The organism is Halorubrum gandharaense (assembly GCF_054654575.1).
On record NZ_BAAIET010000002.1, the window covers coordinates 1,225,751 to 1,252,712 of the forward strand.

The following is a 26,962-nucleotide window of genomic DNA, read 5'->3' on the forward strand; positions in this document are numbered from 1 at the left end:
AAACGAGGAGTGAGGAGAACAACGGCGACGACGACGCGGCGTACGGAGGCCGCGCATGGGGCCCGGGTTTCCTTTTAAGCGTCCGCCAGCGACCACCGCCCGTGATTTCGGTGCTGCGGTCGAAGCGGGGACCGCCTACACCCGTTCGCTCGGATGCAGCGCCGGCTCGCCGTACACCGCACGGTAGATGCGGGGAAACACCGCGAGGCCGAGCGTCTGGACGACAGCGCCGGCGACGAGCGCGACGACGAAGGTCACGAGCCCGTCGAACAGCGCGTGGGCGGTCGCCGCGACGCCGAAGGTCGCCGCCAGAAACACCGTCGTGAAGTGCACGAGCCGAAGCGGGACGCTGGAGAACTCGCCGAGCCGGGGCCACGTGCCCACATCGACGACGCCGTCACGGAAGGCGGCGAGCGCGATGGAGCCGATGCCGATCGCCGCGAGCCCGGCAAGCGGCACCGCGTCGGGGTAGAGGAACTGAAACAGCACCACGGGGACGAACGCGGGCGTCGACAGGATCGTGATCTCGATGCCGGCGTAGAACACGCGCTCGACCCAGTAGGCGATCCCCTCCTTCGTGGTCGAGTAGTGCGACTCGTCGTACCCGCGGGGTTCACTCGGGGTGTCGTCGGTCATCTCCGGGACCTCACTGGAGTCTGTAGCGGAGGATGGCGGCGATGCCGCCGAGGTTCGAGAGCTGTTCGCCGGGCGCGAACTCCGAGGAGAAGACGACCACGTCGCCACCCTGCCGTTCGACCGACTCGATCACCTCGTTCACGTCGATCTCCCAGTCCCCCTCGCCCTGTCGCTCCGTGCGGAGGCGCTCGTCGACGACGAGCAGGGTCTCGATGGCGCCGAACTCGGCGGCCTCGGCCACGTCCTGCGGGCCGTACGTGGCTTTCGCTCCCTGTGCGATGTTCTCGGTGAGCTCGTCGATTAGCTCCGCCTCCTTGGAGATCCGGGTCTCCTTTTGAACCTCGTCGACGGCGCCACGTTTGAGCACCTCGTGGACACCGCGGTCGCCGGCGGCCGACGTGTCGACGGTCGTGATCCGGTCGGCGAGGTCGCGGTAGTTTTCGGTGATGTAGTCGCGAGCGTCCTGCTTGGTGAAGCCGGGACCCGCGAGGATGACGGCGTCCGCGTCGAGGTGGGCAAGCGCCTCGCCGAGCTCCGCAAAGAGCTCCTCGCGGGGACGAGAGTACTCCCCTTTGCCCGTCGGCTTCGTGAACGAGGCGTACTCGTCGGTGCCGTACTGTTGAACCGTGTGGATGTACGCCGCCCCTTCCTCGACGGTGGCGATCGCCACGTCGGGGTTCTCGGCGGCCTCCGTCGCCTCCTCGATCCGCTCGGTCTGGTCCGGCTTGAAGTGCTTCTCGACGGTGATCTCCTCGTGTTCCTCCACGTTGAGCGTGTGGTGCTGGCCGAGCTGGTCCTCCCGTGAACAGCCGACGATGACGCCGCCGACGCGCAGGCGGTTGGCGAATCGGGCGAACTCCACCGACTCCACCTCGAGGGTGACGTGGATGTGCTCGCGCTGGCCGCCGGTGTCCCGCATGCGGTCGTCGTCGCGCTGGATCCGTCGAGTGCTGTCGCCCTCGACGAGGTCGCCGGGCTCCAGGACGTGAGAGAGGTGCCAGAGGTCGTCGACGTTCTCGGGCACGAGCGTGAGCCGTTCCCGGCCCTCCTGCCCGTACCCGCGGTCGGCGATGCGCATGGAGGGCCATTCTGCCCGCGGGCTATCAACTCTTGGCATCCGCCGTCAGGATGCTCGGCGTTAGCGGTCTTCCGTCCTGGGGCCCCAGTCGAAGCCGGATTCGCCGGCGCCGCCTGCATCGCCGGGGCCGAAGTCGCCGCCGATCGCGTCGCCAGCATCGGGGTCACCTCTCCCCGCGCCGTCGCCGGCGTCCGCATCATCCACCCCCTCACTCTCGCGGTCGGCCGCCGCCACTGCGTTCGGCGGCAGGATGTCCGACCCCCGGAGTGCCACGGAGCGACCGGTCTGGACGTCCGGGGGTACCTCCGGCGGTGCCGCGGGGTGCTCGGCGTCAGTCTCGGCTGGTGGCGTTCCGCTGACGGTCGCCGTCGCCCTGGTTTCAGGGGGTTTCTCGTCATGGGTGGCGCGGTCGTCCGCGGGAGATGGGGCGTCCCCGGAGGATCCGCCGAGGGCGGTCGCCGCCGCCCGCCCGTACAGCGAGTGGACGACGAGCCGGACGACGAACACGATGGCGACGCCGACGAACAGTCCCAGGAACGGCGCGGCGACCACGTACCCCGCAAGCAGCACGACCATCGCCAGCGTCCAGCCGGCGACGTAGTCGCCGGTGAAGGCGGTGCGGAAAACTGCACCCGGTCGCAGCCCTTCCCGGAGCCGACCGGATGCCGCAAACCGGGCGAGTGCGGCGGGCCGCAGGACGGCGAACGCCACGAGGTAGCCGGCCACGAACACCACCAGGAAGGCGGCGACGACGGCGACGGTCGCCTCCGTCACTGCGCCCGCCGAGATGCCGTCGGCGAGGACGGCGTCCGGCACCACCGCGGCGGGCTCGACGGCACCGGATCGGAGAAACGAGAGCGCGGCGAATCCGAGCGTGAGAACCGCCGCCAGCGGCGCAAGGAGGACTGCCGACAGAACCAGTGACGCGACACCGTCCCGATAGAGCCGGCCCCACCGCACGAAGGAGGGAGCCCCCGCTTCGTTGCCAGTTCTGACGGCATCGGCGACCACGGAGACGTAGTACCCCCGTGTCAGGAGGAGGGGCGCGAGCGCAAGTGGGGCAACGATCAGAAACCGGAGGTCAGCAATGGTTGCCAGCACCCACGTCGGCGTCAGCGTCCACGACAGCAGAGTGAGCACGAACCCCACGACGACCACGCCGGCGGCGTCGTCAGTTCGTGTCGGCGTCGTGAGCGCGCCCTGAAGCATACAGTGGACCTCACCCGCGGGTACCATAAATGGTTGCGGGGACGGCCCGAATCGAATCGCCACCGGGACGCTCCCCGGACCGCGACGACTTAGGTGGGGCGCCACGACGACCGACCATGACGAACGGCAAGATCGGGCGGCGGTTCTTCGAGGAGCGGATCCGGCCGAATCTCGGCGCCGAGCGCGACGACGTGACGCTCGGGCCGGCGCACGGCTGCGACTTCGGCGTGATCAGACAGGGAGATGCCGCGGAAAGAGGCGACTACGCGACCGTTGTAGCGACCGACCCCATCTCCATGCTCCCCGAGTTGGGCGCCGCCCGGGCCGGCCGGTTCGCCCTCCACATCGCGCTCTCGGACGTGGCCGTGTCGGGGATCGCGCCCTCACACCTCTCTATCGCCTTCTCGCTGCCGACCGACGTGGACGACGGGACGTTCGGGGAGTTCTGGACGGGGATACACGCCGAGTGCAACCGCCTCGGTGTCGCGGTCGTCACCGGCCATACGGCCCGCTATCCCGGCGCGAGCCTCCCGTGGGTCGGTGCCGCCACCGTGCTCGGCGTCGGGGACCCGGACCGGATCGTCCGCCCCGACGGCGCGCAACCGGGCGACAAACTCGTGGTGACGCGCGGGCCGGCCGTGGAGGCGACCGGGTTGTTCGCCTCCCTGTACCCCGACGCCCTCGCCGCCAGAGGCCTCGACGCGGAGACGGTGGCAACCGCTGCCGAACGCCTCGACGACGTACAGCTCGTCGAGGACGCGCTCGCGGTCGCCACGGTCGGCGAGGAGCACGCGGGACACGAGGTTGGCGAGGAGCACGCGGACCCGGTAGACGACGGCACGAGCGCCGTCCACGCGATGCACGACGCGACCGAGGGCGGCTTGCTGGGCGCCTTCCACGAGACGGCGGGTGCCTCCGGCGTCCGATTCGAGGTCGAGCGGTCGGCGGTGCCGCGGGCAGCCGGCGTCGGGCCCGTCTGTGAGGCGCTCGAAATGGACCCGTGGACGGCGACCACCTCCGGGACGCTCCTCGTGTCCGTCGCCCCGGATGCGGCCGATGCCGTCGTCGAGCGACTCCGGAATCGGGGGACTCCCGCCGCGCAGGTTGGCGAGGTCCACGAGGGGACGGGCGTCGCGATCGACGGCGAGGAGACGTCGCCACCTGACGGAGACGCGTCGTGGGGCGTTTACGCCGAGCTGTCGGGCAGCGAGTAAGCGCATGCGGGCCGCTGGGTGGGGCCCCGGCCCACGGCCGGATCGCGGCCCTTTAAGATGCGGAACACGAAGCCCTCATCATGGTGCGGGAGCCGTCACGTGACGAGGAGCCGCCGGCGCCCAGCGACGTGTTGGAGGCGCTCGCCGACGACGCGTCCCAGCGGTTCATCGCCGCGCTCACCGAGCCGAAAACGGCGAGTGAGCTCTCCGAGGAATGTGACGTGCCCCTGTCGACGACGTATCGGAAACTGGAGAAACTGACCGACGCCTCCCTGCTCGAGGAGTCGACCGAGATACGCCGCGACGGCCAGCACACGACGCGGTACTCGGTGGCGTTCGACGACGTCACCGTCTCCGTCGGCGAAGACGGGGATCTCGTCGTCGAGTTCAGCCGTCCGGACCGGTCGCGGGACGAGCGGCTGGCGGAGCTGTGGTCGGAACTCCGGGAGGAAACCTGAACATGTACGTGGACCTCATCATCATCGTCGCGAAGACCGCCATCCTGCTTCTGGGTGGGAGCATCACCTACTACGCGCTCCGCGCGTTCAGACGCACCGGCGACCCCTCGTTACGGGCGCTGGGGATCGGCTTCGGGATCGTCACCGCCGGCGCCGTGCTCGGCGGGATCTCCGACCAGCTGATCGACGCCGGCTTCGAGGTGGGCATCGCGATCAACAGCGTGCTCACGGCGATCGGGTTCGCCGTCATCGTCTACTCGCTGTACGTGGAATAGAGCCAAACGTCTGTACGTCTTCGGCCTCGCCCCAACACCTCCGTTCTTACCCCTCCGTCTTCACACCTCTACTCCGCGCTCACGCCTCGGTGGACACTCGCCCCGGGAGAAACGTCCCCGTCTCGCGGCGCACGCCGAACAGGAGCACGACGCCGGCTGCCAGCGGGAGGACCGCACACGCCGCGTAGATGGCCGTGAAGCCCAGCGTCTCGATCAGCGGGAGCGACACCATCGGCCCGAGCCCGCCGCCGATGTCGCCGAACACGTTGTTCGTGCCCGACGCACGCCCCATCCGCTCTTCGGGCGTTAGGTCGGCGAGCAGCGCCATCATCGGCCCGCTGGTGCCACCCTGGCCGGCGCCGATGAACAGGCAGGCTAACGCGAGGTCGACGGTCGATCCGGCCCGCGCGAGCAGGAGGAAGCCAGCGAAGGAGACGACGAGAAACACCAGCAGAATGGGTGTTCGTGACTCCCGCGTGTCGGAGATGCGCCCGCCGACGAGCATGAACGTCGCCGCCGAGATCACCGTCCCGGCCATGAACAGCCCGGAGGTTCCCTGCGGGTCCAGCCCGAGCAACGAGATCTCGTTTTCGCCCAGAAAGAGCACGAGCGTCGCGAACAGCGCGCCGATGTACGCGAACATCAGCCCGAAGTTGACGAGCCCGACGGTGACCGCTGGCACCGAGGTGTCCACGTCCCAGGGTTTCACCGACTTCTTCTCGCCTTCGGTCGTGACGTGCGTCTCGGGGACGAGCCAGTAGGCGACGACGCTCGCGACGAGCGCGAAGATGGCGGCAACGACGAACGCCGCCACGTTGCCGGCGAGCGACGAGACGACGCCGCCGAGCACGAGCCCCGCCGGGAACCCCATCGTGATCCCGCCACGGACGACGCCCATGTTGGTGCCGCGCGAGCCGGAGTCGGAGACGTCCGCGGCGATGGTGTACGCCGTCGCGAAGACGGCAGCGGAGCCGAGCCCCCAGAGGATCCGCGCGAGCAGGAACCACGTCTCCGGCGCGACGACGAACGCGATGGGCGCGACCCACGTCTCGGCGGTGACGGCCACGGAACCGACGGTGAACGCCGGCAGCGCGTCCGCGAGCCAGCGCAACGACTCGGCCGGCGGCATCAACAGCGCGATGACGTAGCCGAACGTGGCGATCCCCTCGATCAGCAGCCCGTAGATGAACGGCTTGCGCGTGCCGAACCGATCGACGAGCGCGCCGGCGGGCGCGTTCGCCACCAGCCGGACCCAGCGGTTCGCGGAGAGAATGACGCCGACCATGAACGCCGAGATGCCGAGTACGGCACCGAGATTCGGCAGAATGGGGAAGACGACGCCGCCGCCGAACCCGACGAAGAAGGTGCTGGCGATCACCGCCAGCAGGACCGTCGGCGGGCGTTCGATCCCGAACGTTGGCAGACGGCTCATGCTCAGTCACCCCCCGTTGTGGCGCCGTCGGTCTCCGAGAGCGGACCGTCGCTTCCGGCGGGCTCTCCGCCACCCTCGACGACCTTGTCCGTCCACGTTCCCCGGAGGAACCAGAGCCCGGTGGTGATCGCCGAGCCGACGTACGACACCACGTAGGCGTACCAGACGCCGGTTATCCCCATCTCGAACACCGTCAGCAGCACGAACGCCACCGGAATCCGGAACACCCAGAGCTCCTGAATGGAGAACAGCATCGCGGTTCTGGTCGACCCGGACCCACGGAACGTCCCGAGCAGGATCTGGAACACGCCGAGGAAGACGTAGGAGGGGCCGGCGATCGTGATGAACGCCGCCGCCATCACGATCACGGCCGTCCCCTGATCGGTGGAGGCGTCCATGAACAGCCCCGCGATCGGCTCCGCGAACGGGTAGGCGGCGGCGACGACGACCGTGAACACGACGACGACCATCGCACAGCTCAGCTTCACGGCCGTCTTCGCCCGACGCACCTGGTCGGCGCCGAGGTTCTGGCCGACGACCGTCTCGGTCCCCCGTGCGAGCCCGAGCGCCGGGAGGAACAACAGCGTGGAGAGTCTGGTGGCGATCCCGTACGCCGCGACGGCGTCGGTGCCGGCGAGCGCGACGATCGCGGTCAGCACCGTGATTCCGAACGATCGGAACCCCTGTTCGACCGCCGTGGGGCCGCCGATGTCGAGGATCTTCTTCACCGTCGGCAGGTCCAGCCACAGGTCACCGAGCGTGGGCTGGAGCCCGACGCGCCCGCTGAACAGGAGAAACATGCCGACTGCCGCGGCAGTCCCTCGCGAGAACACGGTCGCGTAGGCGGCGCCGGCGACGCCGTACCCCTCGAAACCGGTCGCCGCGTACAGCGACTCGCCGAGCGCCTCCGTGCCGGTCCACGCGAACATCGGGTTCTCCGCGAACCCGAGGATGAGGAACGGGTCGATCACGACGTTGATCGCGACCGAGATCCCCATCAGGTACAGCGGCGTCTTGGTGTCTCCCCAGCCGCGGGAGAGCGCGTCGTAGATGAAAAACCAGAACATGAACACGGCACCGACGAAGATGATCCGCGTGTACTGGACGGCGTACTCGAAGGCGTCCGTCCCGGGTTCGGCGCCCACGAGGCTCATCAGCGTCGGGGAGAGGATATACCCGGCGATGGAGCAGACCAGCGCGACGATGGTGACGAACGAGAGCGTCTGCCCGGCGACGTGGTGGGTGGCCGCGAAGTCCTTCGCCCCCTTGTTCTGGGCGATGAGGACGGTGCCGGCCACCGTGAGCCCGCCGCCGACGCTGATCATCAGGAAGACGATGGCCCACGAGTAGGTGAGCGCGGCGACCGCGTCCGGCCCGACGCGGCCCAGCCAGTAGGTGTCCGCGAGGTTGTACGCGACCTGCAACAGCTGGGACCCGACGATGGGCAACGAGAGGAGTAACAACGGCTTGAACAGCGCCCCGTCCGTGACGTTCACCGAGCGGTCGCCGACCGTCGGCTCCTCGTCCGTCGGGTCGCCGTCCGCCGGTGCGTCGCGCTCCGTCTCCGGCTGCTCTTCGTCCGTCGACTCCCCGTCCGTGCTCATTCCTGCTGCTCCGAGTCTTCCGTCTCCGTCGGTTCCGTTGGGTCCGTCGGCTCCGTCGGCTCCGTCGGGTCCTCACCGGTTCGAGCGGGGAGTTCCTCGACCGTCTCCGCCAGGGAGGGGAGCTCCACACCGTCCGCGAGCAGGGGTTCGAGCACCCGTTTCACGGTCGCCTCGGCGACGGTCCGCGTGTACGCCTCCCCGCCATCCTCCGCAGCGCCGATGGTGATCTGCCGGGTGCGTGCGCCGTCGAGCGTGGCGACCAACATCGCCGCCGTATCCTCGACGTCAACGTCACGAAAGTCGCCGCGTTCGATGCCGTCTCGGAGGATCTCCGCGGCCGTTTCACGCAACAGCGCGTCACTGCGGGCGAGCTGTTCGCGGATCCGGTCGTTGAACGGACCCTGTGACCGGAGCTCAAGCAGCGCGATGTGGAACGACTCGCGGTCCGTCTCGTCGGGCGCGAACACGAACCAGCCGACGAACTCCACGAGCCGCGTCGGCGGGTCGGCGTCCGCACGCCCCTCGACGCGGGCTTCGAAATCCGAGATGATGTAGTCCAGAAAGGCGACCAACAGGTCCTCTTTCGTGTCGTAGTGGTAGTGGAGGAGGGACTTGCTCTTGGAACACTCGTCGGCGATATCCTGCATCGTCAGTCCGGCGTAGCCGTGGTCACAGAGGGCCTGATACACGCCGTCCATGATCTCCTCGGCGGCGCTCGGCTCGTCGCTCATTGACTGACTGGTCAGTCAGCATTCGGTAAATCCCTGTCGATGACGGGCGTAACTGACCGGTTCACCGGGAGCCGGCCGCGAGAATGGTCACGGTGCCGGCGGGGGCCGTCGCGGCGCCGGCGTGCGCATCGCTGCGGGAACCGGGCAGGCGTGAAAAACCGCCATCAGCAGGTGGCGCCGGGTGGATGTCGGTAGAGTGCCGGCGGTTAAGCGTGTAGCCCCACGACTGGCTCGGGTGCTTACGCCCGCGACACGCGCCATGTGGTCGCGCCGGTGTACGACCATTTCTCGATCTCGAGATCGGTCACGGAGTCCTGGAGCTGGACGATCAGGGCGCCGATCTGCTTGGGTGAGAGGTCGACATCGTCGGCGATGAACTTCGCTTTGACGTACGCCTCGCCGTCGGCGGCCTCCTCGCGGAGGAACTCCGCGAGACGGTCGGCTTTCGACGAGGGATTCTCCGCGTCCGTGGGGGTTGTGGAAGCGCTCATATTAGCTCGTGTCCGGGTGGTTGTGTTCGTGGCCGATAACGACGCACGCGACGTGAAGCGTCAGCAGCGCCAGCAGGAAGCCGGCGTTCGACGTCGCGTACAGCGCGGGGAGGTACGCGAGCGGGATCAGGACGGCTGCCCAGAAGGCGCCGGCGCGGATCCCGTCGGCGGTCAGACGGCGACACTTGCGGGTGAGCTCGGCGCCCATCCGGCGGGACGTGCGTGGGGTTGACGTGGAGGATGTGTTCGACATGTGGGTCACCTGCCTCGATTTCGACACGGACCCGACGACACATATAGGGGTGAGAGCGTTCCGTTCGATTCGGGATGATTAACGGATCCGACGGTCGTTTCCGGTCGTTTTATCGGAGGTATCGAACCGTTCATGGACGTTTTAAATCGGGGTAAAAAGTTTAAAAACGCCTGAGAGGGCGTTTCTCTGCGTCACCCACCGACCGGCAGTTTGCGGCGGGCCAAACCGGCATGCGTCCGATACGGAGCCCGGTCGGCCCGGTTCGACGGCAGGTGCGCGTCGCGCGCACCACGCTCGACGTGGCGATGGGGAGAACTGCCGCTGGGTATTCCGTCGCGTGTGACGCCGACCCGTCTCGATGGTCCGGAGAGCGCGACGGACCACTTATGAGCCTTCCGCAGCGACCGAGTGACATGAACACCGATCCGGACGAGCGGGGAAAGCGAGGCCGACGGCTGGAGCGGGAGCGCGACCGGAGGCAACCGTGAAGGCGGTCGTCCTCGGCGGGACGTCGAGCGGCGTCGGCAAGACCGTCGCCGCGGTGGTCGTCGCCCGCGCGCTCGCCGACGCGGGATACGAGCCTGTTCCGGCGAAGGCGGGCCCGGACTACATCGACCCGAGCCACCACGCCGCCGCGCTCGACCGCCCCTCGCGCACGCTCGACACGTGGATGCAGGGCGTCGACGGCGTCCGACGGAACATCCACCGGGCGGCCGATGACGAAATTTCCGGTCGTGGACGGGAGCGTGTCGCAGTCGTGGAGGGGATGATGGGGCTGTACGACGGCACCGCCACCTCGACGGCGGCCACGGCCGCCGCGCTCGACGCACCCGTCGTGCTCGTCGTCGACGCGAGCGCCGGGATGGAGAGCGTCGGCGCGACCGCACTCGGGTTCCGCGAGTACGCAGCCCACGCAGACCTGCCGGACGAGGTGACGGACACCGTCACGGACCCTCGCGTCGAAGTCGCCGGCGTGGTCCCCTCGCGGGCGCATGGCGGCCGGCACGCGGACGGGATCCGCGAGGCGCTGCCGGACGGGATCGCCTGGTGTGGTCGGATCCCGCCCATGGACGACCTCGACATCCCCGACCGCCATCTCGGGCTCCACATGGGCGAGGAGGCCCCCCTCCCGGAGGACCCCGTTGCGGAGGCGGCCGAGGCCGTCGAGGCCGAGACGATCGCCGGACTGGCGCGGGAAGTGCCGGCCCCCGGAACCACGCGAACGGAGGCGCCAGCCCGCGACCCGCGTCCGACCGTCGCCGTCGCGAGCGACGACGCCTTCCGGTTCGTCTATCCCGCCACGCGGGACCGGCTTCGTGAGCTGGCCGATGTGGTGACGTTCGCACCCGTCGCCGGCGACGGTCTTCCCCCGGAGGCCGACGCCGTCTACCTGCCCGGCGGCTATCCGGAGAATCATGCGGCCGCGCTTGCGAACTCGCCGGCGCTTGAAACGCTCGGCGAACGGACCGCCGACGGCCTCCCGGTGCTCGGCGAGTGCGGCGGGCTGATGGCGCTCTCCGAGTCGCTGACGACCGTCGATGGTGAGACCCACGAAATGGCGGGTGTCTTGCCCGGCGGCGTCGAGATGCACGAACGGTATCAGGGGCTCGACCACGTTGAGTTGCGAGCACGCCGCGGAGCGAGTGCGCCGCGCGTCTCCGCCGAGCCTGGGGAAACCCAGCGCGGACACGAGTTCCACTACTCCAGTCACGCGCTGGGACGCGGCGCGGGGGACGATGAGGCCGCAGTGGACGCCGCGCCTGACGCCCGATTCGCCTTCGACGTGGTTCGGGGCGAGGGGATCGACGGCGACCGCGACGGGCTGACGGAGCATCGGACCGTCGGCACCTACGCGCACCGTCACGCCGAAAGCGGCGCGTTCGACCGGCTCGTGGCGGCCGCCGCCGACTACGCGACGGGATCGTAGGCGGGAGCGAGAACGCCGGGAGGTCACAAATACAGGGCCAAAGCTTTGGTGACGCGGACGATAGCGTCCCACATGATTCACGCCGAGGGACCCCTTCTCACGCTCGACTGCGGCGAGCGCACTGCAACGTACAGCGACATCGACGACATCCTGGGACGGTACATCGGCGGGCGCGGCGTCGCCACGGCGCTAGCACACGACCGAATTCCGTTCGACGCCGACCCGCTCGGCCCGGAGAACCGTGCGTATCTGGCGACCGGGCCGTTCCAGGCGTCGACGACCTCGTTTACCGGTCGGATGTCGATGACCGGCCTCTCACCGCTCACCGACGGGCTCGTCTCCACGAACGCCGGCGGCTACCTCTCACGGGAATTCTGCGGAGCGGGAATCTCCGTACTGGAGGTGACCGGCGAAAGTGACGAACTCCTGATCGCCCACGTCACCGACGACGGTGTCGAGTTTGAGGAGGTGCCACAGCTCCGGGAGGCGACGGTGCCGGAGGTGTCCGAGCACGTCGCCGAAACGCGGGGGCTGGGGCCTGAGAACTGCATCACCATCGGCCCCGCCGGCGAGAACGGGGTCCGATTCGCCTGCGTGATGACGTACGACTCGCGCGCGTTCGGGCGCGGGGGACTCGGCGCCGTGCTCGGCTCGAAGAACCTCAAGGCGGTGACGTTCGAGGGAGACGCCCACCCGGAGATCGAGATCGCGGACCCGCCGGCGATGGACGTGCATCGTGAGGCCGCGACCTCCGACGACCGGATGAAACGCCAGGGAACGACCGGCGGAACGGAGTTCATCAACGAGAACTTCTCGCTGCCGACCCGCTACTTCGAGGAGTACGAGTTCGAGCACGCCGCCGACATCGGCGGCGACGCCGTCGAAGAGAAGAAGTACAAAAAGGAGGCGTGCTCGCAGTGTGCGTACGCCTGCAAGCTCCCCACCCGCGACGAGGCGCGCGGCGTCGAGACCGAGGGGCCGGAGTTCGAGACCGTCTACGCGTTCGGTTCCAATCAGGGGGTCGGCGACATCGTCGACGTGATGGAGGCGAACGAGCTGTGTGACGTGCTCGGGATGGACACGATCTCGGCCGGCGTCACGATCGCTGCCTACCTCAAAAGCGAGGGCGAGTTCGGCAACGCCGAGCTCGCGCGCGACGTGCTCCGGCGGATCGCCTACCGGGAGGACGGCGACGAGCTCGCCGACCTCCTCGCGGAGGGGGTCCACCGCGCCCACGAGGAGCTCGGCGTCGGCGACTACACGGTGAAGGGGATGGAGTTCGCCGCCCACGACGGTCGTGTGCTCCACGGGCAGGGACTCTCGTACGCGGTCGCAAACCGTGGCGGCGACCACATGTACGCCGGGATGCTCAGCCCCGAATATTCGGGCGAGATCGACCCCGAGGGAACCCTCGGCAAGTCCGAGCTTCTGGTTCAAAAGGAGAACCGGAACGCGATCCGCGACTCCGCGATCGTCTGTGCGTTCGCCGGCGACTACGTCACGGACGAGCGGCTCGCCACGCTGCTCGACGCCGACTACGAGGACCTTCTCGCGATCGGCGCCGAGACGATCGAGCGCGAGCGCCACTTCAACAATCAGCGGGGAAAGGATCGAGACGACGACGGGCTCCCCTACGATCTCCCCGATCTCGACGACGCCATCGAGGAGTACTACGCCGAGCGCGGCCTCCGCGAGGACGGCACGCTCCCCGACGACCGGGTTGACACGGTCGCCGCGGAACTCGGAGGCGGAAGCGACGCCGGCGCGACTCCCGCGGACGACTGAAACGGGGACGCATGCGGCTGAAAAGGGTTCACTGCCCTCCGGCGTGCGCGCGAGAAACGCGCGCACGAGGGGCCGACCGCGGGCCGGAGCGACGCGACGGCCCGCGGTCGGCGGCTGGGGAGGGCGAGGCGAACGGCACCGGACGGACCACCGCCCTGTGCCCCGCCACAGCGCTTTAGCCCCCGCTACGCGTCGAAGACGAGACAGTAGCTGTGGTCGTAGCCGTACGAGTACGTTCCGTTGGCATCCTCCGCGGAGCGCTCGCCGTCACTGAAAGGGGCGGTGGCAGTCTCGTCCTCGGTCGCGCCATCCTCTTCCGCGTCCGTCCAGCCGACGACGACCTCGCCACGAAAGTCGAGGATCGTCCGGAGTTCGCCGGCGATGTCGAACGCCAGCGGCGTCACCTCGCCGAGGAACTTGAGGTTCGACACCTCGACGACGACTGTCGCATCGGGCGCGAGGGTCGCGCGAAAGCGGTCGACTGTCTGACGGAAGTCGTCGAGATAGTCGTCGTAGCTGGTCTCGCTCTCGTCGGCGTAGTTTTCGAACGGGTTGGCGTCCATCCCCGCAACCATGTACGGCGGCGACGTGACGAGGAGGTCGACCGCCGGAAAGCGGTCGAGGTCGACCGTGGCGGCGTCACCGTGAACCACGCGCTCTGGGTGGTTCAGGCGGCTCTGGACGTACTCGGCGCGGCGCGCGTCGTACTCGACGCCGTACGCCTCGCGTTCAGCGGCCTCCGCGGCGGCGAGCGTCGTGCCGAACCCCGCGAAGGGGTCGAGGACGGCGTCGCCCGGCTCCGAACACCGCGCCACGATCCGGTCGACGAGCGTACGCGGGAGCCGGAGGTCCGGCTCCGCGTCTGCCCATGGAGGAAGAGGCTCGTCGTGTGCGTGCGGGAGGGTGAGAAACGTCTGCACTGGAAGGGCGTCCGTGTTGGTCGCGCTTAAAAGCGTGCGAAGCGGCGATGAGGTGGCCGCCGGCGGAACCGGTGAGGGTTCGCTGCCGACGATTCCGGCCACGACCCCGCCTACGGCGCCGCCTGCTTCGTCGAGACGAGTTCGATCACGTCCCGGTGGTCGAGCTCGTGGCCGGTGCCGACCTGACGCTCGCTCCGACAGTCGGTGCCGTGGAGGAGTCCCTCGCCGATGTCCGAGTGGATGTGGAACGCGAAGTCCTCCGTGGTGGCGCCCTCGGGGAGGATGAAGCAGTCACGGAACACGCCCTTGTTGTCGTCGCGGCTCCCGCTCGCGGTCCCGGGGAAGACGGCGATACAGCCGAGCACGTCGAAGACGGCTTCCTCCAGGGCGTGCTGGACGCCCGTGCCGCCGTACGCCTCGACGAACTCCTCGATCTGTCGCAGGCCCGCCTCCTGCTCGTCGGAGACGTCGCCGACGATGTCGAAGCCGTCGTCGCCCGCCGTGTAGTCGACGACGCCGGCTTCGGCGGCGTTCTTCAGCGCCTTCTCGGCGTGCGCGCTCGCCGAGACGAACGAGAGGTGGTCGTAGTCGGGGTCGTTGGTGATCGTCTCCCAGTTTGCCTGGGCTTCGGGCGTGTCCATCTTGTTGGCCGCGACCACCATCGGCTTCGTGCGTTTGCGGATCTCGCGGGCGAGATCCGCCTTCTCCTCTTCCTCCCAGGTGTCGGGGTCGAGTTCGAGCCCCTCCGCGAGGATCACCTGCTTCATCTGGTCCTTGTTGATGCCGAACGCCGACATCTGCTCGGCGAGCTCGACCTCGATGTCCGACTCCGCACCGTGATACTTCGTCTCGTACTTGTCGAGACCCTTCTCCAGCACGTCGAGGTACCACGCGTCGAGCTCCTCTTCGAGGAAGTCGATGTCCTCACGGGGATCGTGGCCCTCCGTGGCCTCGCCCTCGATGTCGGTCTTGCCGGAGAAGTCGACGACGTGCACCAGCACGTCCGTCTCGTTGAGGTCGGTGAGGAACTGGTTGCCCAGCCCGCGGCCCTCGTGTGCGCCGGGGACGAGCCCGGCGACGTCGACGAGCTGGACGGGGACGAACCGCGTGCCGTCCTCACAGACGCCGACGCTCGGCGTGCAGGTCTCGTCGAACTCCGGGGCGGCACACTCGACGCGGACGTACGCCTCGCCCACGCTCGGGTCGATCGTCGTGAACGGGTACGCGCCCTCCGGCACGTCGTTCATCGTGGCAGCGTTGAAGAACGTCGACTTGCCCACGGAGGGCTTGCCGACGAGGCCGATACGGTAGCTCATTACCCTTGCTGGGATATCCGCGGTAAAAAGCGATGCGAGAGCCGCGGTGGCGTGTGTACTGGTGACAGTGTCCACTAGCATTCCCGACGCCCAAAGCCCGTTGCACGCGATCCTCGCCGGCGGTACGTACAAGTTGGCACACGACAATCATCACCGACATGACCGAATCCGAGGCGTCCGACGACGACTCACGGGGACGGTTGCGCACGGCGCTCGCGAGCGTGTGGACCTCGATTCGGGAGTTTCACGAAGGCTACTCCGATGTCGGCTCGATTCACGCGGGACGCGACGCGAAGCGCCGCCAGGAGTCGGCGACGGCTGAGGACGATGACAGCGAGGGAGAAACGCCGGCAGAGGACCCGCAGCACGCAAGCGACGATGAGGAACACGCGAGCCACCACGACGATTCTCGGCAGTAGCGTCGGCGGTGTCAGAGCCCGCCGCGGGGCGGCCGGTTCCGCTGTTCGTTGTCACTGACGAGTCCGCCGCTTTGGTTCCCGATTCAGTCGTCCGCCGGCGGGCGCTCCGCGTACGGGATCGGGTCGCGCTCGCCGACGTTCGCGAACGCCTCGAGGCGGAACGCGCAGGCGTCACAGGTGCCGCACGCGGGTTCGTCGTCACGGTAGCACGACCACGTAATCTCGTAGGGCACGTCGAGTTCGAGCCCGCGCTCGACGATGTCCGTCTTCGAGTCGTGGACGAAGGGGACTTCGAGCGAGATGTCGGTCTCGGGTTTCGTCCCCACGTCGACCATCGTCTCGAACGTCTCGAAGAACTCGGGGCGACAGTCCGGATAGCCGGAGTAGTCCTCGGAGTGAGCGCCGACGAAGACGGCGCCACAGTCGTTGGCCTCAGCGTAGGAGACGGCCATCGACAGCAGATTGGCGTTGCGGAACGGAACGTACGAGGCGGGGATCTCGTCGCTGTCGAGGTCGGCGTCGGCGACCGCCATCGAGTCGTCGGTGAGCGAGGAGGCGCCGATACGCTTCAGGTGATCCGTCTCGATGTGGAGAAAGTCGCGGACCGGGAGGTCGTCGCGCTCGGCGAGCGCGCGGGCGCACTCGTACTCCGTCGACTCCGTGTTCTGGCCGTAGGAGGTGTGCAGGAAGTAGAGTTCGTAGCCGCGCGCGGCGGCCTCGTAGGCGGTCGTCGCACTGTCCATGCCGCCGGAGACGAGGACGACGGCGCGTTTGTCGGTGGTGTCGGATTCGTGGTTCATGGGTGCGTTGGGTCGTTTATGGGGTGTGTCGGGTCGGATTTGGCGTCCGGTTCAGGTTCCGGGGGCGTCGTTCCACAGGTCGACGTGCAGACGCGGCGTGTAGCGGTAGCCGTGTTCGAGTGCGAGGTCGGCGACCACGCGCCGCGTCTCCGCGAGTCGCTCGCGGGTCTGTCCTTCGGGCATCAGGAGTACGTCGTCGTCCCCGAGCGCGTCTCTGGCGTCGGTCGCCGTCGCGATGCCGGGGGCGAGGTCGTCGCGCGCTGCGAGCCGCTCTCGCACGTCGGCAACGAGCGCCTCGATCTCGGGGAGGTCGTCGGGACCGGTGACGACGAACTTCAGCTGGGTCTCGTAGCGGTCGACCAGCGTCGCGAGCGCGTCGCGGTCCAGTCGGTCCGCCTCGTGTTTCTCGGTCCACCGTTCGAGCTCGGCGTCGGTTCCGTCCGAATCGTCGGCGTTGTCTGCTTCGTCGGGGTTAACGCCCGCGGGCGGGCGATCGGGTGTGGGCGTCGAGGACGCGAGCTTCGGGCTCACGCTAGCGAGGTCGATCGGCGTCCCCTCGGGTGGCACGATCGTGCCGTTCGTCTCGACGGTGACGTGGTAGCCGCGCTCGGCGAGCGCTTCGAGGAGATCGGCGGCGCCGTCGTGGACGAGCGGCTCGCCACCCGTGAGGACCACGTGGTCGGGGTCGCGCTCGGCGACCGCCTCGAGGATTGCCTCCCGGTCGCGCCACGCCCCGGTCGGCTCCCAGGAGGTGTGATAGGAGTCACAGAACCAACAGCGGAGATTACACCCGCTGGTACGCACGAACGTCGAGGGTTGGCCGGCGAGTTTCCCCTCACCCTGCAGCGAGGCGAACAGCTCGTTGATCGGGAGCGCGTCGTCGTTCGTGAGGCGCTTGTCGCCGTCCGTCGGTTCCTCGACGACATCGCTGGCGACGGGCATTACGGCGCCGCACACAGCTCGCTCGTTTCGCTGACGGAGGCGGAGACGGCGGTGACGGTGTCCGGAAGCCGGTCGCGAAGCTTCTCCTCAAGGACGGCCGCCATCACCTCCGCGGTCGGCGGCGCGTCGAGCACGACCGTCCCGTCCTCGTCGCCGGCGTCCGCGAACGCCTCAACCAGCGGGTCGCCGTCCTCCAGCAGGAAGACGTGGTCCCACTCGTCGATGACGTCGGTGACGACGCCCTTATCGACGACCCACCCCTCGGCGGTCAGCTCGCCGCGCACCGTGACGGACACCTCGTAGTTGTGACCATGCGGGCGACTGCACTTCCCGTCGTGATGCTGGAGTCGATGGCCGGCCGAGATGCGAATCGGCCGATCCCGTCCGATGTGGAGCGTGCGCTCGCCGGCGCGATCGAGGACCGACGGGGGTTCTTTGGATAATCTCTCAGACATACTGTGGTAATCTCCCAGTGACCTCATAAACGCTTTGGCTCGGCGGGTCGATGGGATCGGGTCACAGGAACGCTTCGGGTAGAGAGTCGTGAAACGGACGGTAACGTTTCTTTACGTCCAATTTTCAGGGTTTTCGGCCACCGCTATTTTGTGCGTTGCGGCGTAACTCCCTGTCGAGATGTACGACCGGATTCTCTACCCGACGGACGGGAGCGGTGGTGCGAAGGCCGCGATCGACCACGTGCAGGCGCTCGCGTCCGCGTTCGACGCGACGGTGCACGTTCTCTACGCCGTCGACGACCGACCGGTCGAGTTCGGGCTCGTCGCCACCGGCGCCACCGACGCCACACCAGGGATGGGCGACGGGCATCACGCCGACGAGCAAGCCGCGATGGGTGATCCCCGCAGCGATACGCCCGACGAAAAGCGGGAGGTCGTCGAGCGCGCGGAGGCCGCCGTCGCGGAGGTAGCCGCGGAGTTCGAGGGCGTGGACGTCGAGACGCTCGTTCATCCCGGGACGCCGTACGAGGTGATCCGGCACTACGCCGACGATATCGACGCCGACATGATCGTGATGGGGACGCACGGCCGAACGGGCGTCGACCGGATGCTGATCGGCAGCGTCACCGAGAAGGTCGTCCGCACGGCCGACGTGCCCGTCGTCACCGTCAGCCGAAACGGGGAAATCTCGGAGTCGTAGAGAGGTGCCCGCGAGTCATTGATGAGCCGCCGACGAACCTGCCGTCGTTGATTCCCGTCGAGGTTAGCAACAATTATCACTGCACCTGCAAAACGTCAGGCTATGATTGGAACGCTCCTCACCTGGGGATTGTGGGCAGGAATCGTCGCGCTCGGCCTGTTTCTCGCCGCCGGGCTCGCGTTTCTGCTGTACAGTACCGTGGCCGTCTTCCTCGACGGCGACTAACGGACAAGCGGAAGGCGCGGAACAGCTCTTATGGATTCCTGACGGATTCCGGGGTCAGCGTGGCGTGTGGATCCAGGTCGCCGTGGCTACGGTGGGTGCGGATGCACGAAAATTCAGTCCGGCCTCCCCGAATTGAACGGGGGACATGCCGATCTACAGTCGGCTGCTCTACCAGGCTGAGCTAAGGCCGGTCGCATCTTTTCGTAGGCGCGTGACTGCCCTTAAGAGTTCTCTTTCCGGGTTGATCTGTGGCCCACTAGCGTGGCGCGAATTCGCACGCCGGCGGCGCCGGTCCCACCCGACGTCGCCCGACTCGCCGTCGATGGGCGGACGGCGAGCGCTCGAACAGCGAACGCTCGAACGGCGGGTGCCCGGCGACATGGCTGGCCGCGCGCACGGCTTTTAAGCGTCTCGGCGCGGGAGCGGGAGTATGAGCGACGGCGACGACCGACAGGCGACGTTCGGGTCCGACGGGAGCCTGGAGACGGACACCACTCCCGAGGCGACCGGCGAGAACGACTTCGGCGAGCCGAAAGAGGCGAACGAGACCGACGGCGGCTACAGCCGCTACGACGTGTCGAGCCTGCTCCAGAAGGCGGTTCGGCGCTCCGACGAGGAGGTGGCCGCGTGGGCGGCATGGGAGCTCGCGCGCTCGGGCTACGCGTGGAACCTCTGGGACCGGCTCAACCTCTACGTCGTCGAGGACCTCCGCGCGGGCGACGAGGTGGCGCTGCTGATCGAGCGCTACGAGGAGCTCGCGACCGAGCGCTGGGAGTCCGACGAGTGGAAGGGACGACTGTGTGCGATCCACGCCGCGCTCGCCGCCGCCCGCGCGACCTCGACCCGGGAGGCGTCGAACGCCGACGAGTACTTCCGGCGAGTGGCCGAGCGCCGGGCCGACGCCCGCGAACGCGGCGAGGAGCCGGCACACGACTTCCCGGTCGGGGACCTCGAACCGGGTGGCGAGTTCGACCTGATCTTCGACCAGCATACGGGCGAGGGCTCACGACAAGGGCGCGGCACGCGCTTTTTCAAGACGCGCGGCGCCCGCGTGGGGCCCGAAGGCGAAGATGAGCAGAGTGCTCGATGGCAGCGGCTCGCGATGCTCCTCGATGGGGACCACGACTACGATGAAGAGGAGCTGTCACAGGCTGTGGCACCCGTCGACCCGGAGAACCCGTGGGGCGAGCCGTCGGGGTCGGCTGGCGGTATGGACGCCGAAGCTGGCGGTGACGAGGAGCGGAGTGGGGAGGACGACGACGGGAACGACGGGACGATCTCCGACTTTTCGACGTAGGCGGAGCCGTTTCCCCATTCGCCGGCGTTTCCCCACTCGCCGACGTTTCCCTCACTCCGCGACGTTTCCCTCACTCCGCGACGTTTCCCTCACTCCGCGACGTTTCCCTCACTCCGCGACGTTCGTCTCGCGGACGCGAACGCCCTTTTGAGCCAGATGGCGCATCCGACGCTGGGCGAAATCCTCCTCTGCGGAGCCGCGGGTGGCGAGCACGTACACCAGCGCCGAACCCTGCGGGCGCATCGTCCGCCCGGCTCGCTGGGCGCCCTGCCGACGGGAGCCGCCGAGCCCGGAGGCGACGATCGCGAGCTCCGCGTTGGGGAGGTCGATCCCCTCGTCGCCCACCCGGGAGACCACTAGCGTGTCGAGCGGGTCGCCGTCGGTCGCGGCCGGGTCGTACGGGTGTGCGGCACTTTCGCCCTCGGCGCCGGCGCCGGTTCCGGAGTCGCCTGCACCCGGCGATTCGCTCTCATCCGCGCGGAACCGCTCGAACAGCCGGGAGCGCTCGTGGTGGGGTGTCTCTCCGCTGATGAACGGCACGTCGAGCGCGTCGGAAATCGCCTCCCCTTGGTCGAGATACTCGACGAAGATGAGCGCCTTCTTGTCACGGTGTGCCGAGCGGAGATACTGGATCTCGTCGATCTTCGCGGGGTTCTCCGCGGCGAGCCGCCGGCGTTCGCGTCCGTCCGCGCTCACATACTCGTTGCGCGCCATCTCGTGCCGCCAGGGGACGTAGCGGATCTCGACTTCCGGCTCCTGAACGAACCCGGCCTCGAACAGCGCGTCCCAGTCGGCGCCGATCGGCGGGCCGATCAGGGTGTAGATCTCCTCCTCGCTGCCGGTCTCACGGACGGGGGTTGCGGAGAGGCCCAGCCGGTGTTTGGCCTGGAGTTCCGCCGAGCGGGAGAACACGGGTGAGGGGATGTGGTGTGCTTCGTCGTAGCAGATGAGCCCCCACCGCCGGGCGTCGAACAGGCTCCGATGGCGGTCCATCCCGGCGGTTTGGTAGGTGGCGATGGTGACCGGGCGGATCTCCTTTTCGCCGCCGTGGTACTCGCCGATGTCCGCCGGGTCGAGCGTGGAGTGTGAGAGCAGTTCCTCGCGCCACTGGCCGGCGAGCTCGCGCGAGGGCACGAGAATCAGCGTCTCGCCGCCGACCGCGGCGATCGTCGCGATGGCGGCGACCGTTTTGCCGGAGCCCGGCGGGCCGACGTAGACGCCCGAGCGCTTGTCCGTGAACGTGTCCACCCACTCCTGCTGGTAGTCGCGGAGCTCGGTGGTGAGCTCGATGTCGACGGCATCGCCGATCTCGAGGTCGCGGTCGTCCTCGACCGGGTACCCCGCCTCGTAGAGCGCGCGCTTGACGCCGGCGACCGCGTCCGCGTTCACCCACGCTTCCGTGTCGGAGATTGGGGCGCGGAGGTGGTCCTCCGCGAGGTGCTGGTCCGCGACGTTGCCCATCAGACTCTTCGTGGCGGCCTCGAGAACGACGTAGTCGTCCTCGTGGGTGTACAGCCGGAACTGGTGAGCCCGGCGCCACTGGTCGCCCACCCAGTCCTCTAGGTGGGGGTAGCGACGTGGGAGCACGGATCTGATGCTCCCGAGCAGGCCGTCGAGCTCCTCGAAGGGGGCGGCCCAGATATCCTCCTGGCGAATCCGGTAGAGGTACCCTCGGGTTCCGGGTTCGGTCCCGGTGGTGTCGACGAGATGGGCGAACTGCGCGAGCTGTGCACGGGTGTACTGCGTGGGCCGATCGACGACGATCTCCCGGCGGGTCGGGAACGCGACGACGCGCTCCCGGCTGGCGAGCGCTCCCCAGTCGTGCGGGTAGAAGACGACGGGGTCGCTCTCCACGTCGACGCGGTCCACGTCGCCGCGCTCGGCGAGCGCCTCCAGCCCGTCGCGTGCGCGTGCCTGCGTCGTTCCGACTCTCGCGGCGACTTCCTGTGCGGTGGCGATCGGCCGTCCCTCCGCTTCGAGCGCCTCGTGGAAGCGTTCGAGTGAGACAGGATCCTCCGTCGCCTCGTCGGGCGTCCCCTCAGTCGCTTCGTCCGGCACCTCCGGCTGGCCGTCGGGTGCCTCCGTCTCGTCCATTATCCGATCGAACGGCGGGAAGCGGGAAAGGGGTAGCGACTGGTCGTTCACCCGCGACGGCGCGACCGTTAGTGGACCGGGGGCTCTCCCAGACTACGTTCCAGATCGCCCCTGGCAGTATCTGGTGGTAAGCCCCTGCTTGGAGCGAAACTGCCCCCGGCACTCCGTGCAGTGGAGCGCGGGGTCACCGGCGTCAGTCCGGAGGCGGTGGCCCGCGATCTCCAACGGTCGCGAAACTGCTCGCGGGCGTATCTGGTCGGGAATCCGAGAATCGGAGGCGGCGCTTAGCGCCGAGCGGACGGCGATCGTGTCGACGTCCGTCTCGTCCCATCGGGCGGACCGTAGCGCGGCCTGCCGGTCGGCAACCTCCGTCCAGGCCGTGACCACGACTGGGGACTCCGTTTCCGTGTCGCCGACGACCACCACGAAGCGCACGCCGTTCTCGACCAGCGCGAATCGCCACCCGTCGGTTCGATTCCAGCGAAGCTGGCCATCTCGGATGGCGTCGCTCACCGTCCGCGTTGAGACGTAGCGACCGGCCTGTCCCAGTCGCTCGCGGAAGTGGTCCGTGAGCGCGTACAGTCCGGGGTCACGCAAGGGGGGATCCTCCGGCCGCCGGCGGCGTGTTTTCCCTGCCGATTGGGAGACACGACTGGACTCCTGAGCGATAGCCGAGGCGGCGGAGTCGGTGGAGTCAGCCGAAAAGACGGTTCGTGCGTTCGTGGTCCGTGCGTCGGCGTCGTGTGCCGAAACACCCGCGCTGCCCGTCGGTCTGGCGCCGGTGGCGTCGTCGCCTCCCGGCCCGTGCTGTCGGGATGCCACTGTGTAGCCGTAGTCCGTCGGGGCACATTACTGTTACCCCGGCACATGGTTGCCGGCACATGGTTGCCGGTACATGGTTGTCACCACATGGTGGCACCCGTTGTCACCCGCGATCGTCGGACGCCAGCAAGTAGACCGGTGTCGCCAGTACCGTTCCCGCCGGCGACGAGCAGGTGATCGGATTGTGAAGCATTGGGCTGGTTGTCGAACGGGTGAGGAGGGCGTCGATGGGGGGCAGCTTATTGAGTACTCGGGGAGACACCGTGTTTCCGGTGAACAATGAGTACCTCCGGTGACCGATGAGCGAGCCGTCGTTCTCGGATTTCGTGTTTCATCGGAAACGAGGTGTCGGGAGTCGGCCTTTCGTGCGGGCGGGAGAGATCCCGTCTGCTGTGTGAGTCAGAGTGATATCCTGCATCTCGTGGGAGGTCGTTCGTGTGGAGTACCCTGTGAGTACGCCGGCGAGAGTGATCGGCGGGACAGTGGGTGCTGATCGAAGAATCGAGGGAGAATATCACGGCGAGACATCCAGGAGACGAAACCGTGGAATGGGCCGTTGTGGGGTATACGGCGCGTCTTGTGCGAAAACACACCATGTTTCCGATGAATGGGCTGGTGCTGCTGGGGAGGTACTGTGCCGGGCGAAAAGTCGAAACGATGGGTCGAAACGACGGGTTTGCAGAGTGGCCCCATCCGCGGCGCGAGTCGTATTCATGTGAGGTGCCGACGCCAACGCTGGTGAACTACAGTGATGACTCACGGCGGTCGATCTGCCGTTCGCGGACACACCGTGTTTCCGGTGAAATGGGGGGTGGTTGTCGGTGGTCGTTAGCGTTCCGTGGTTTTCCGTCCGCCGGTGGAGTCAACTCGATAGAAGAATATAAATAAGAAACTATCTAAAAGTTCACTAAGTCTACTGTGGCTACAATAGAGAGAACTCTGTGAACGGTCGAGATGAAACGAGTCCTCTCGGAGTCCGTTGGGACCCGTTGGAACCCGTTGGAATTCGTCGATAATGTTCAGGTGCATGCGGAGACCCAGAAGGTTTCAACCGAGAGGGAGCGCGCCGGCGATAGCGGTGGATGGCGGATCGTTGTGGGATACGGCGAATGCTTAGGTAGCTGACGAAAGTCTGTAGCAGGCAGCTAACGCTTGCACTGAGCATGGCCCCGAGTTTTCCGAACGGACACGTGGAGTCGTCCCACGATTCGGCGCCTGCGCTCGCCGGCGTCCGCGTGCTTCACCGTTCAACTTTGCTGACTACTGCACTGACCTCCTCTGACCATGTTTGGCTCCCTCGCGAACGGATCCCACACCACGTTTCCGGTGAACCACAACCCCCACTTCACCCCCACTCCAACCCATTTCACCGGAAACACGGTGTGTGTCTCGACACGCCAAAAACGGAACACATTTCACCGGAAACGCGGTGTGCCGTGTATGGACGCAGCGGACGACCTCTTCACGAGAGAGGACCCCATTTTCGCCAACAAGGAGCTCCTCGAGATCAGCCACCTCCCGGGCGAGGGGCGGATCGTCGGTCGCGACGACGAAATCGCCGACCTCGCGGCCGCGGTCAACCCCGCGATCTTCGGGCAGAGTCCCAGCAACGTGCTCATCTACGGAAAAACCGGCACCGGAAAGTCGCTGTGTGCGAAGTACGTCTCCCAGCGGCTCGTCGACACCGCCGGCGAGGAGGGTGTCAACGCCACGTTCGCGTACGTCGACTGTGCCCAGGACACGACCGAGACACAGGCGGTCCAGACGATCGCCGACGGCGTCAACGACCCCGACGCGACCGGCATCAACGTCCCTGATAAGGGTCTCTCCACGTCGACGTACTACAAGCGACTCTGGCGCATCCTCGACCAGCGATATGACGTGGTCCTGATCATCCTCGACGAGATCGACAAACTCGACGACGACGCGATCCTCATGCAGCTCTCTCGCGCGGGCGAGGCCGGCAAGATCACCGACTGCAAGCTCGGCGTCGTCGGGATCAGCAACAAGATCCAGTATAAAGACCGCATGGACGAGCGGGTCAAGTCGAGCCTCTGTGAACGCGAGTTCGTCTTCCCCCCGTACGACGCCAACCAGCTGCGCGACATCATGGACGCCCGGTCCGACGCGTTCCACGACGAGGTGCTCGAACCGTCAACCATCCCGCGGGCGGCCGCGCTCGCCGCGCGCGAACACGGTGACGCCCGCAAGGCGATCGACATCCTCCGATACGCCGGCGAGATCGCGCAGGCGAACGGCGAGCGCACCGTCCGCGAGGACTACGTCACCCAGGCCCGCGAGCGCGCGGAGACCGACCGCTTCCGCGAGCTCATTCGCGGGTCGACGCCGCATTCCCGGTACGTGCTCCAAGCGCTCGCCCTACTCTCGCTGTCCAACGGCCGTCAGGACGGCTTTCGCACCAGTCGGGTGTACGAGATCTACGAGAACATCTGCCGGCAGGAGGGCTCCGACAGTCTCTCGCTGCGCCGCGTCCGTGACCTGCTGAAAGAACACGCGTTCCTCGACATCATTGAGCAGTCGAAACACAGCGGCGGCAGCGCGGAGGGCAGCTACACCAAACACCAGCTTCTCGAGGATCCTGAGGTCGTCAAAGAAGTGCTCACCGAGGATGCGGAGACGGCCTAAGGACGCGAAAAGCGCCTACCGCCGGCTGCACATTGTGGCGGTGGCCCTCGCTGTTCGCATTGACACCTTCGCATAAACGACGTTTGTGAGCCCAATACTCCGTGCTGACCCAGTTAGCCCAGCAGACCCAGGCTCTCGATCCGCTCGACGATTTCCTCGACCGCTTCCTCGGCGTCGTCCGTCCGCTTGCCGCCGGTGATGACGATCTTCCCGCTGCCGAACAGGAGAATGACGACCTCCGGCTCGTCCATCCGGTACACGAGGCCGGGGAACTGCTCGGGCTCGTACTCGACGTCCTCGAGACCCAGCCCGATCGCGAGCGCGTTCAGGTTCAGGTTGTGACCGAGGTCCGCACTGGAAACGATGTTCTGGACCGTGATATCCGGGTCCTCCTCCACGGGGATGCTCAGACCACGGAGCTTCTCGAAGATGATCCCGAGCGCTTCGTGAACGTCGTCGATGCTCTTTGCGCCCGTACAGACGATCTTCCCGGAACGGAAGATCAGGGCAGCCGCCTTCGGCTCCTGCGTCCGGTAGACGAGGCCGGGGAAGTTGTCCGGATTGAAGTCAGCGCCCGGAAGGTCCTCCGCGAGCGCTTCGAGGTCGAGTTCCTGTCCGATACCCGTCGATGCGACTACGTTCTGGATCTCGATGGAGTCAGCAGGGTTCGTCATCGTTCGCTTTTATATGTGTGCCCCTCCCTTATAAACGCCGGTGTTATAAACATCCACGCCGGCTATTTCGAGTACTGACTGTGGATTGATCGGTGAGATATGCATAGCTCTTATATAATTCTAAATCTTGGCGATAGAATATCCGAAAGCGGGATTATTTGGTGCTCGATGGCGGGCTCTGCCAACGCGTCTCGCCACATCAGAGGATATGAACTACATATACCCATGTTGATGCACCGTTTCGTTGTCGCTGATCCACCAGATCCGTCGTCACATGGTTGATGTGCTACGCCTCTTCTTCGCAGTGGCCGATGAGGGTCTCCCTGAATCAATTCTTTTCTCACGCGCACACGAGGAGGCCTTCCTTCGACCGGACATCAGCAGCCGGAAGCGTTGCTGCCGCCGGCGGGCTCTCTGCGGTTCCCCTCATACTGATCACGCTACACTCGACCATTCGACCCGTTTTCTGGAGATACTGGGATCCCGGAAGTGGACACTGGTGCGCTCGCCGGCGGAGCTCGCCGGCGAGCGCCCGGTCGGACGGCCTACCATGTGAACT

General features: G+C 67.3%; 27 protein-coding genes and 1 tRNA gene. 10 read left to right on the forward strand and 18 right to left on the reverse strand.

Features of this window, described 5'->3' with window-relative positions; genetic code table 11:
* Positions 1 to 135: 135 nt before the first annotated feature.
* The 3 genes from ACYQ07_RS15215 to ACYQ07_RS15225 are packed head-to-tail and all read right to left on the reverse strand — an operon-like array spanning position 136 to position 2,923.
* Positions 136 to 636: a DUF8215 family protein gene (locus ACYQ07_RS15215; RefSeq protein ID WP_459883001.1), complete on the reverse strand. Its 501-nt coding sequence runs from the start codon at positions 634 to 636 to the stop codon at positions 136 to 138.
* A gap of 10 nt (positions 637 to 646) precedes the next feature.
* Positions 647 to 1,714 (reverse strand): mRNA surveillance protein pelota, encoded by a 1,068-nt coding sequence (locus tag ACYQ07_RS15220; protein ID WP_459883002.1) that lies wholly within the window; start codon positions 1,712 to 1,714, stop codon positions 647 to 649.
* 60 nt (positions 1,715 to 1,774) lie between these two features.
* Entirely contained in the window at positions 1,775 to 2,923 is a 1,149-nt protein-coding gene (locus ACYQ07_RS15225; protein ID WP_459883004.1) for a DUF4013 domain-containing protein, read from the reverse strand.
* Between the two features lie 116 nt (positions 2,924 to 3,039).
* Here ACYQ07_RS15225 and ACYQ07_RS15230 point away from each other — a divergent pair, with 116 nt between their 5' ends.
* The 3 genes from ACYQ07_RS15230 to ACYQ07_RS15240 all read left to right on the forward strand — a co-directional run bounded on the left by ACYQ07_RS15230 (position 3,040) and on the right by ACYQ07_RS15240 (position 4,870).
* On the forward strand, positions 3,040 to 4,137 hold the full coding sequence (locus ACYQ07_RS15230; protein ID WP_459883005.1) for an AIR synthase family protein: 1,098 nt from the start codon (positions 3,040 to 3,042) through the stop codon (positions 4,135 to 4,137).
* Between the two features lie 80 nt (positions 4,138 to 4,217).
* The gene (locus tag ACYQ07_RS15235) at positions 4,218 to 4,595 is read left to right on the forward strand and encodes a helix-turn-helix domain-containing protein (protein WP_459883006.1); all 378 of its coding nucleotides are present in this window, start codon (positions 4,218 to 4,220) and stop codon (positions 4,593 to 4,595) included.
* Positions 4,592 to 4,870, forward strand: a complete 279-nt coding sequence (locus ACYQ07_RS15240; protein WP_459883069.1) for a DUF7521 family protein — start codon at positions 4,592 to 4,594, stop codon at positions 4,868 to 4,870. Before ACYQ07_RS15235 ends, ACYQ07_RS15240 begins: the two co-directional genes overlap by 4 nt.
* Before the next feature lie 79 nt (positions 4,871 to 4,949).
* Here ACYQ07_RS15240 and ACYQ07_RS15245 read toward each other — a convergent pair whose 3' ends face one another.
* The 5 genes from ACYQ07_RS15245 to ACYQ07_RS15265 form a co-directional block, all read right to left on the reverse strand.
* On the reverse strand, positions 4,950 to 6,293 hold the full coding sequence (locus ACYQ07_RS15245; RefSeq protein WP_459883071.1) for an MFS transporter: 1,344 nt from the start codon (positions 6,291 to 6,293) through the stop codon (positions 4,950 to 4,952).
* A gap of 11 nt (positions 6,294 to 6,304) precedes the next feature.
* Positions 6,305 to 7,906, reverse strand: coding sequence for an MATE family efflux transporter (locus tag ACYQ07_RS15250; RefSeq protein WP_459883007.1), 1,602 nt, complete (start codon positions 7,904 to 7,906; stop codon positions 6,305 to 6,307).
* Complete coding sequence (locus ACYQ07_RS15255; RefSeq protein WP_459883009.1) at positions 7,903 to 8,637, reverse strand: TetR/AcrR family transcriptional regulator; 735 nt, start codon at positions 8,635 to 8,637, stop codon at positions 7,903 to 7,905. The genes ACYQ07_RS15250 and ACYQ07_RS15255 overlap by 4 nt, the downstream gene beginning before the upstream one ends.
* Positions 8,638 to 8,876: 239 nt before the next feature.
* Positions 8,877 to 9,128 carry a DUF7123 family protein gene (locus ACYQ07_RS15260; protein ID WP_459883011.1) on the reverse strand — a complete coding sequence of 84 codons (252 nt, stop codon included), beginning with the start codon at positions 9,126 to 9,128 and terminating at the stop codon, positions 8,877 to 8,879.
* A gap of 1 nt (position 9,129) precedes the next feature.
* Positions 9,130 to 9,381 (reverse strand): DUF8028 family protein, encoded by a 252-nt coding sequence (locus ACYQ07_RS15265; protein WP_459883013.1) that lies wholly within the window; start codon positions 9,379 to 9,381, stop codon positions 9,130 to 9,132.
* A 484-nt stretch (positions 9,382 to 9,865) separates the two neighbouring features.
* On the opposite strand from ACYQ07_RS15265, the gene ACYQ07_RS15270 reads away from it, so the two are divergent.
* Positions 9,866 to 11,308 carry a cobyrinic acid a,c-diamide synthase CobB gene (locus tag ACYQ07_RS15270; protein ID WP_459883015.1) on the forward strand — a complete coding sequence of 481 codons (1,443 nt, stop codon included), beginning with the start codon at positions 9,866 to 9,868 and terminating at the stop codon, positions 11,306 to 11,308.
* A gap of 72 nt (positions 11,309 to 11,380) precedes the next feature.
* Positions 11,381 to 13,093 (forward strand): aldehyde ferredoxin oxidoreductase C-terminal domain-containing protein, encoded by a 1,713-nt coding sequence (locus tag ACYQ07_RS15275; RefSeq protein ID WP_459883017.1) that lies wholly within the window; start codon positions 11,381 to 11,383, stop codon positions 13,091 to 13,093.
* Positions 13,094 to 13,278: 185 nt separating this feature from the next.
* On the opposite strand, the gene ACYQ07_RS15280 is transcribed toward ACYQ07_RS15275, so the two are convergent.
* Positions 13,279 to 14,013 (reverse strand): DNA methyltransferase, encoded by a 735-nt coding sequence (locus tag ACYQ07_RS15280; RefSeq protein ID WP_459883018.1) that lies wholly within the window; start codon positions 14,011 to 14,013, stop codon positions 13,279 to 13,281.
* Between the two features lie 110 nt (positions 14,014 to 14,123).
* Positions 14,124 to 15,329, reverse strand: coding sequence for a redox-regulated ATPase YchF (locus ACYQ07_RS15285; protein ID WP_459883020.1), 1,206 nt, complete (start codon positions 15,327 to 15,329; stop codon positions 14,124 to 14,126).
* A gap of 158 nt (positions 15,330 to 15,487) precedes the next feature.
* On the opposite strand from ACYQ07_RS15285, the gene ACYQ07_RS15290 reads away from it, so the two are divergent.
* Positions 15,488 to 15,748 carry a hypothetical protein gene (locus ACYQ07_RS15290; protein ID WP_459883022.1) on the forward strand — a complete coding sequence of 87 codons (261 nt, stop codon included), beginning with the start codon at positions 15,488 to 15,490 and terminating at the stop codon, positions 15,746 to 15,748.
* An 83-nt stretch (positions 15,749 to 15,831) separates the two neighbouring features.
* Here the strand turns inward: ACYQ07_RS15290 and queC are convergent, their stop codons facing one another.
* Genes queC through ACYQ07_RS15305 form a run of 3 tightly spaced genes read right to left on the reverse strand, consistent with a single transcriptional unit; the run spans position 15,832 to position 17,945 of the window.
* Positions 15,832 to 16,548 (reverse strand): 7-cyano-7-deazaguanine synthase QueC, encoded by a 717-nt coding sequence (gene queC / locus ACYQ07_RS15295; RefSeq protein ID WP_459883023.1) that lies wholly within the window; start codon positions 16,546 to 16,548, stop codon positions 15,832 to 15,834.
* A gap of 51 nt (positions 16,549 to 16,599) precedes the next feature.
* Positions 16,600 to 17,490 carry a 7-carboxy-7-deazaguanine synthase QueE gene (locus tag ACYQ07_RS15300; RefSeq protein ID WP_459883024.1) on the reverse strand — a complete coding sequence of 297 codons (891 nt, stop codon included), beginning with the start codon at positions 17,488 to 17,490 and terminating at the stop codon, positions 16,600 to 16,602.
* Positions 17,490 to 17,945: a 6-pyruvoyl trahydropterin synthase family protein gene (locus ACYQ07_RS15305; RefSeq protein ID WP_459883025.1), complete on the reverse strand. Its 456-nt coding sequence runs from the start codon at positions 17,943 to 17,945 to the stop codon at positions 17,490 to 17,492. The genes ACYQ07_RS15300 and ACYQ07_RS15305 overlap by 1 nt, the downstream gene beginning before the upstream one ends.
* Before the next feature lie 178 nt (positions 17,946 to 18,123).
* On the opposite strand from ACYQ07_RS15305, the gene ACYQ07_RS15310 reads away from it, so the two are divergent.
* Positions 18,124 to 18,645, forward strand: a complete 522-nt coding sequence (locus ACYQ07_RS15310) for a universal stress protein (protein ID WP_459883026.1) — start codon at positions 18,124 to 18,126, stop codon at positions 18,643 to 18,645.
* Between the two features lie 102 nt (positions 18,646 to 18,747).
* Positions 18,748 to 18,870 carry a hypothetical protein gene (locus ACYQ07_RS15315; protein WP_459883028.1) on the forward strand — a complete coding sequence of 41 codons (123 nt, stop codon included), beginning with the start codon at positions 18,748 to 18,750 and terminating at the stop codon, positions 18,868 to 18,870.
* A gap of 117 nt (positions 18,871 to 18,987) precedes the next feature.
* Here ACYQ07_RS15315 and ACYQ07_RS15320 read toward each other — a convergent pair.
* A tRNA-Tyr gene (locus tag ACYQ07_RS15320) sits at positions 18,988 to 19,061 on the reverse strand.
* Between the two features lie 239 nt (positions 19,062 to 19,300).
* Here ACYQ07_RS15320 and ACYQ07_RS15325 point away from each other — a divergent pair.
* On the forward strand, positions 19,301 to 20,167 hold the full coding sequence (locus ACYQ07_RS15325; protein ID WP_459883030.1) for a hypothetical protein: 867 nt from the start codon (positions 19,301 to 19,303) through the stop codon (positions 20,165 to 20,167).
* A gap of 108 nt (positions 20,168 to 20,275) precedes the next feature.
* Here ACYQ07_RS15325 and ACYQ07_RS15330 read toward each other — a convergent pair whose 3' ends face one another.
* Together ACYQ07_RS15330 and ACYQ07_RS15335 are read right to left on the reverse strand one after the other, a co-directional pair.
* Positions 20,276 to 22,261 (reverse strand): DEAD/DEAH box helicase, encoded by a 1,986-nt coding sequence (locus tag ACYQ07_RS15330; protein WP_459883031.1) that lies wholly within the window; start codon positions 22,259 to 22,261, stop codon positions 20,276 to 20,278.
* Positions 22,262 to 22,354: 93 nt separating this feature from the next.
* Positions 22,355 to 22,930, reverse strand: a complete 576-nt coding sequence (locus ACYQ07_RS15335) for a hypothetical protein (RefSeq protein ID WP_459883072.1) — start codon at positions 22,928 to 22,930, stop codon at positions 22,355 to 22,357.
* Between the two features lie 1,593 nt (positions 22,931 to 24,523).
* On the opposite strand from ACYQ07_RS15335, the gene ACYQ07_RS15340 reads away from it, so the two are divergent.
* The gene (locus ACYQ07_RS15340) at positions 24,524 to 25,729 is read left to right on the forward strand and encodes a Cdc6/Cdc18 family protein (RefSeq protein WP_459883033.1); all 1,206 of its coding nucleotides are present in this window, start codon (positions 24,524 to 24,526) and stop codon (positions 25,727 to 25,729) included.
* A gap of 113 nt (positions 25,730 to 25,842) precedes the next feature.
* Here the strand turns inward: ACYQ07_RS15340 and ACYQ07_RS15345 are convergent, their stop codons facing one another.
* Positions 25,843 to 26,403, reverse strand: a complete 561-nt coding sequence (locus ACYQ07_RS15345) for a TATA-box-binding protein (RefSeq protein ID WP_459883034.1) — start codon at positions 26,401 to 26,403, stop codon at positions 25,843 to 25,845.
* Between the two features lie 340 nt (positions 26,404 to 26,743).
* Positions 26,744 to 26,962: hypothetical protein (locus tag ACYQ07_RS15350; RefSeq protein ID WP_459883036.1), on the reverse strand; the 219-nt coding region annotated here is incomplete at its 5' end.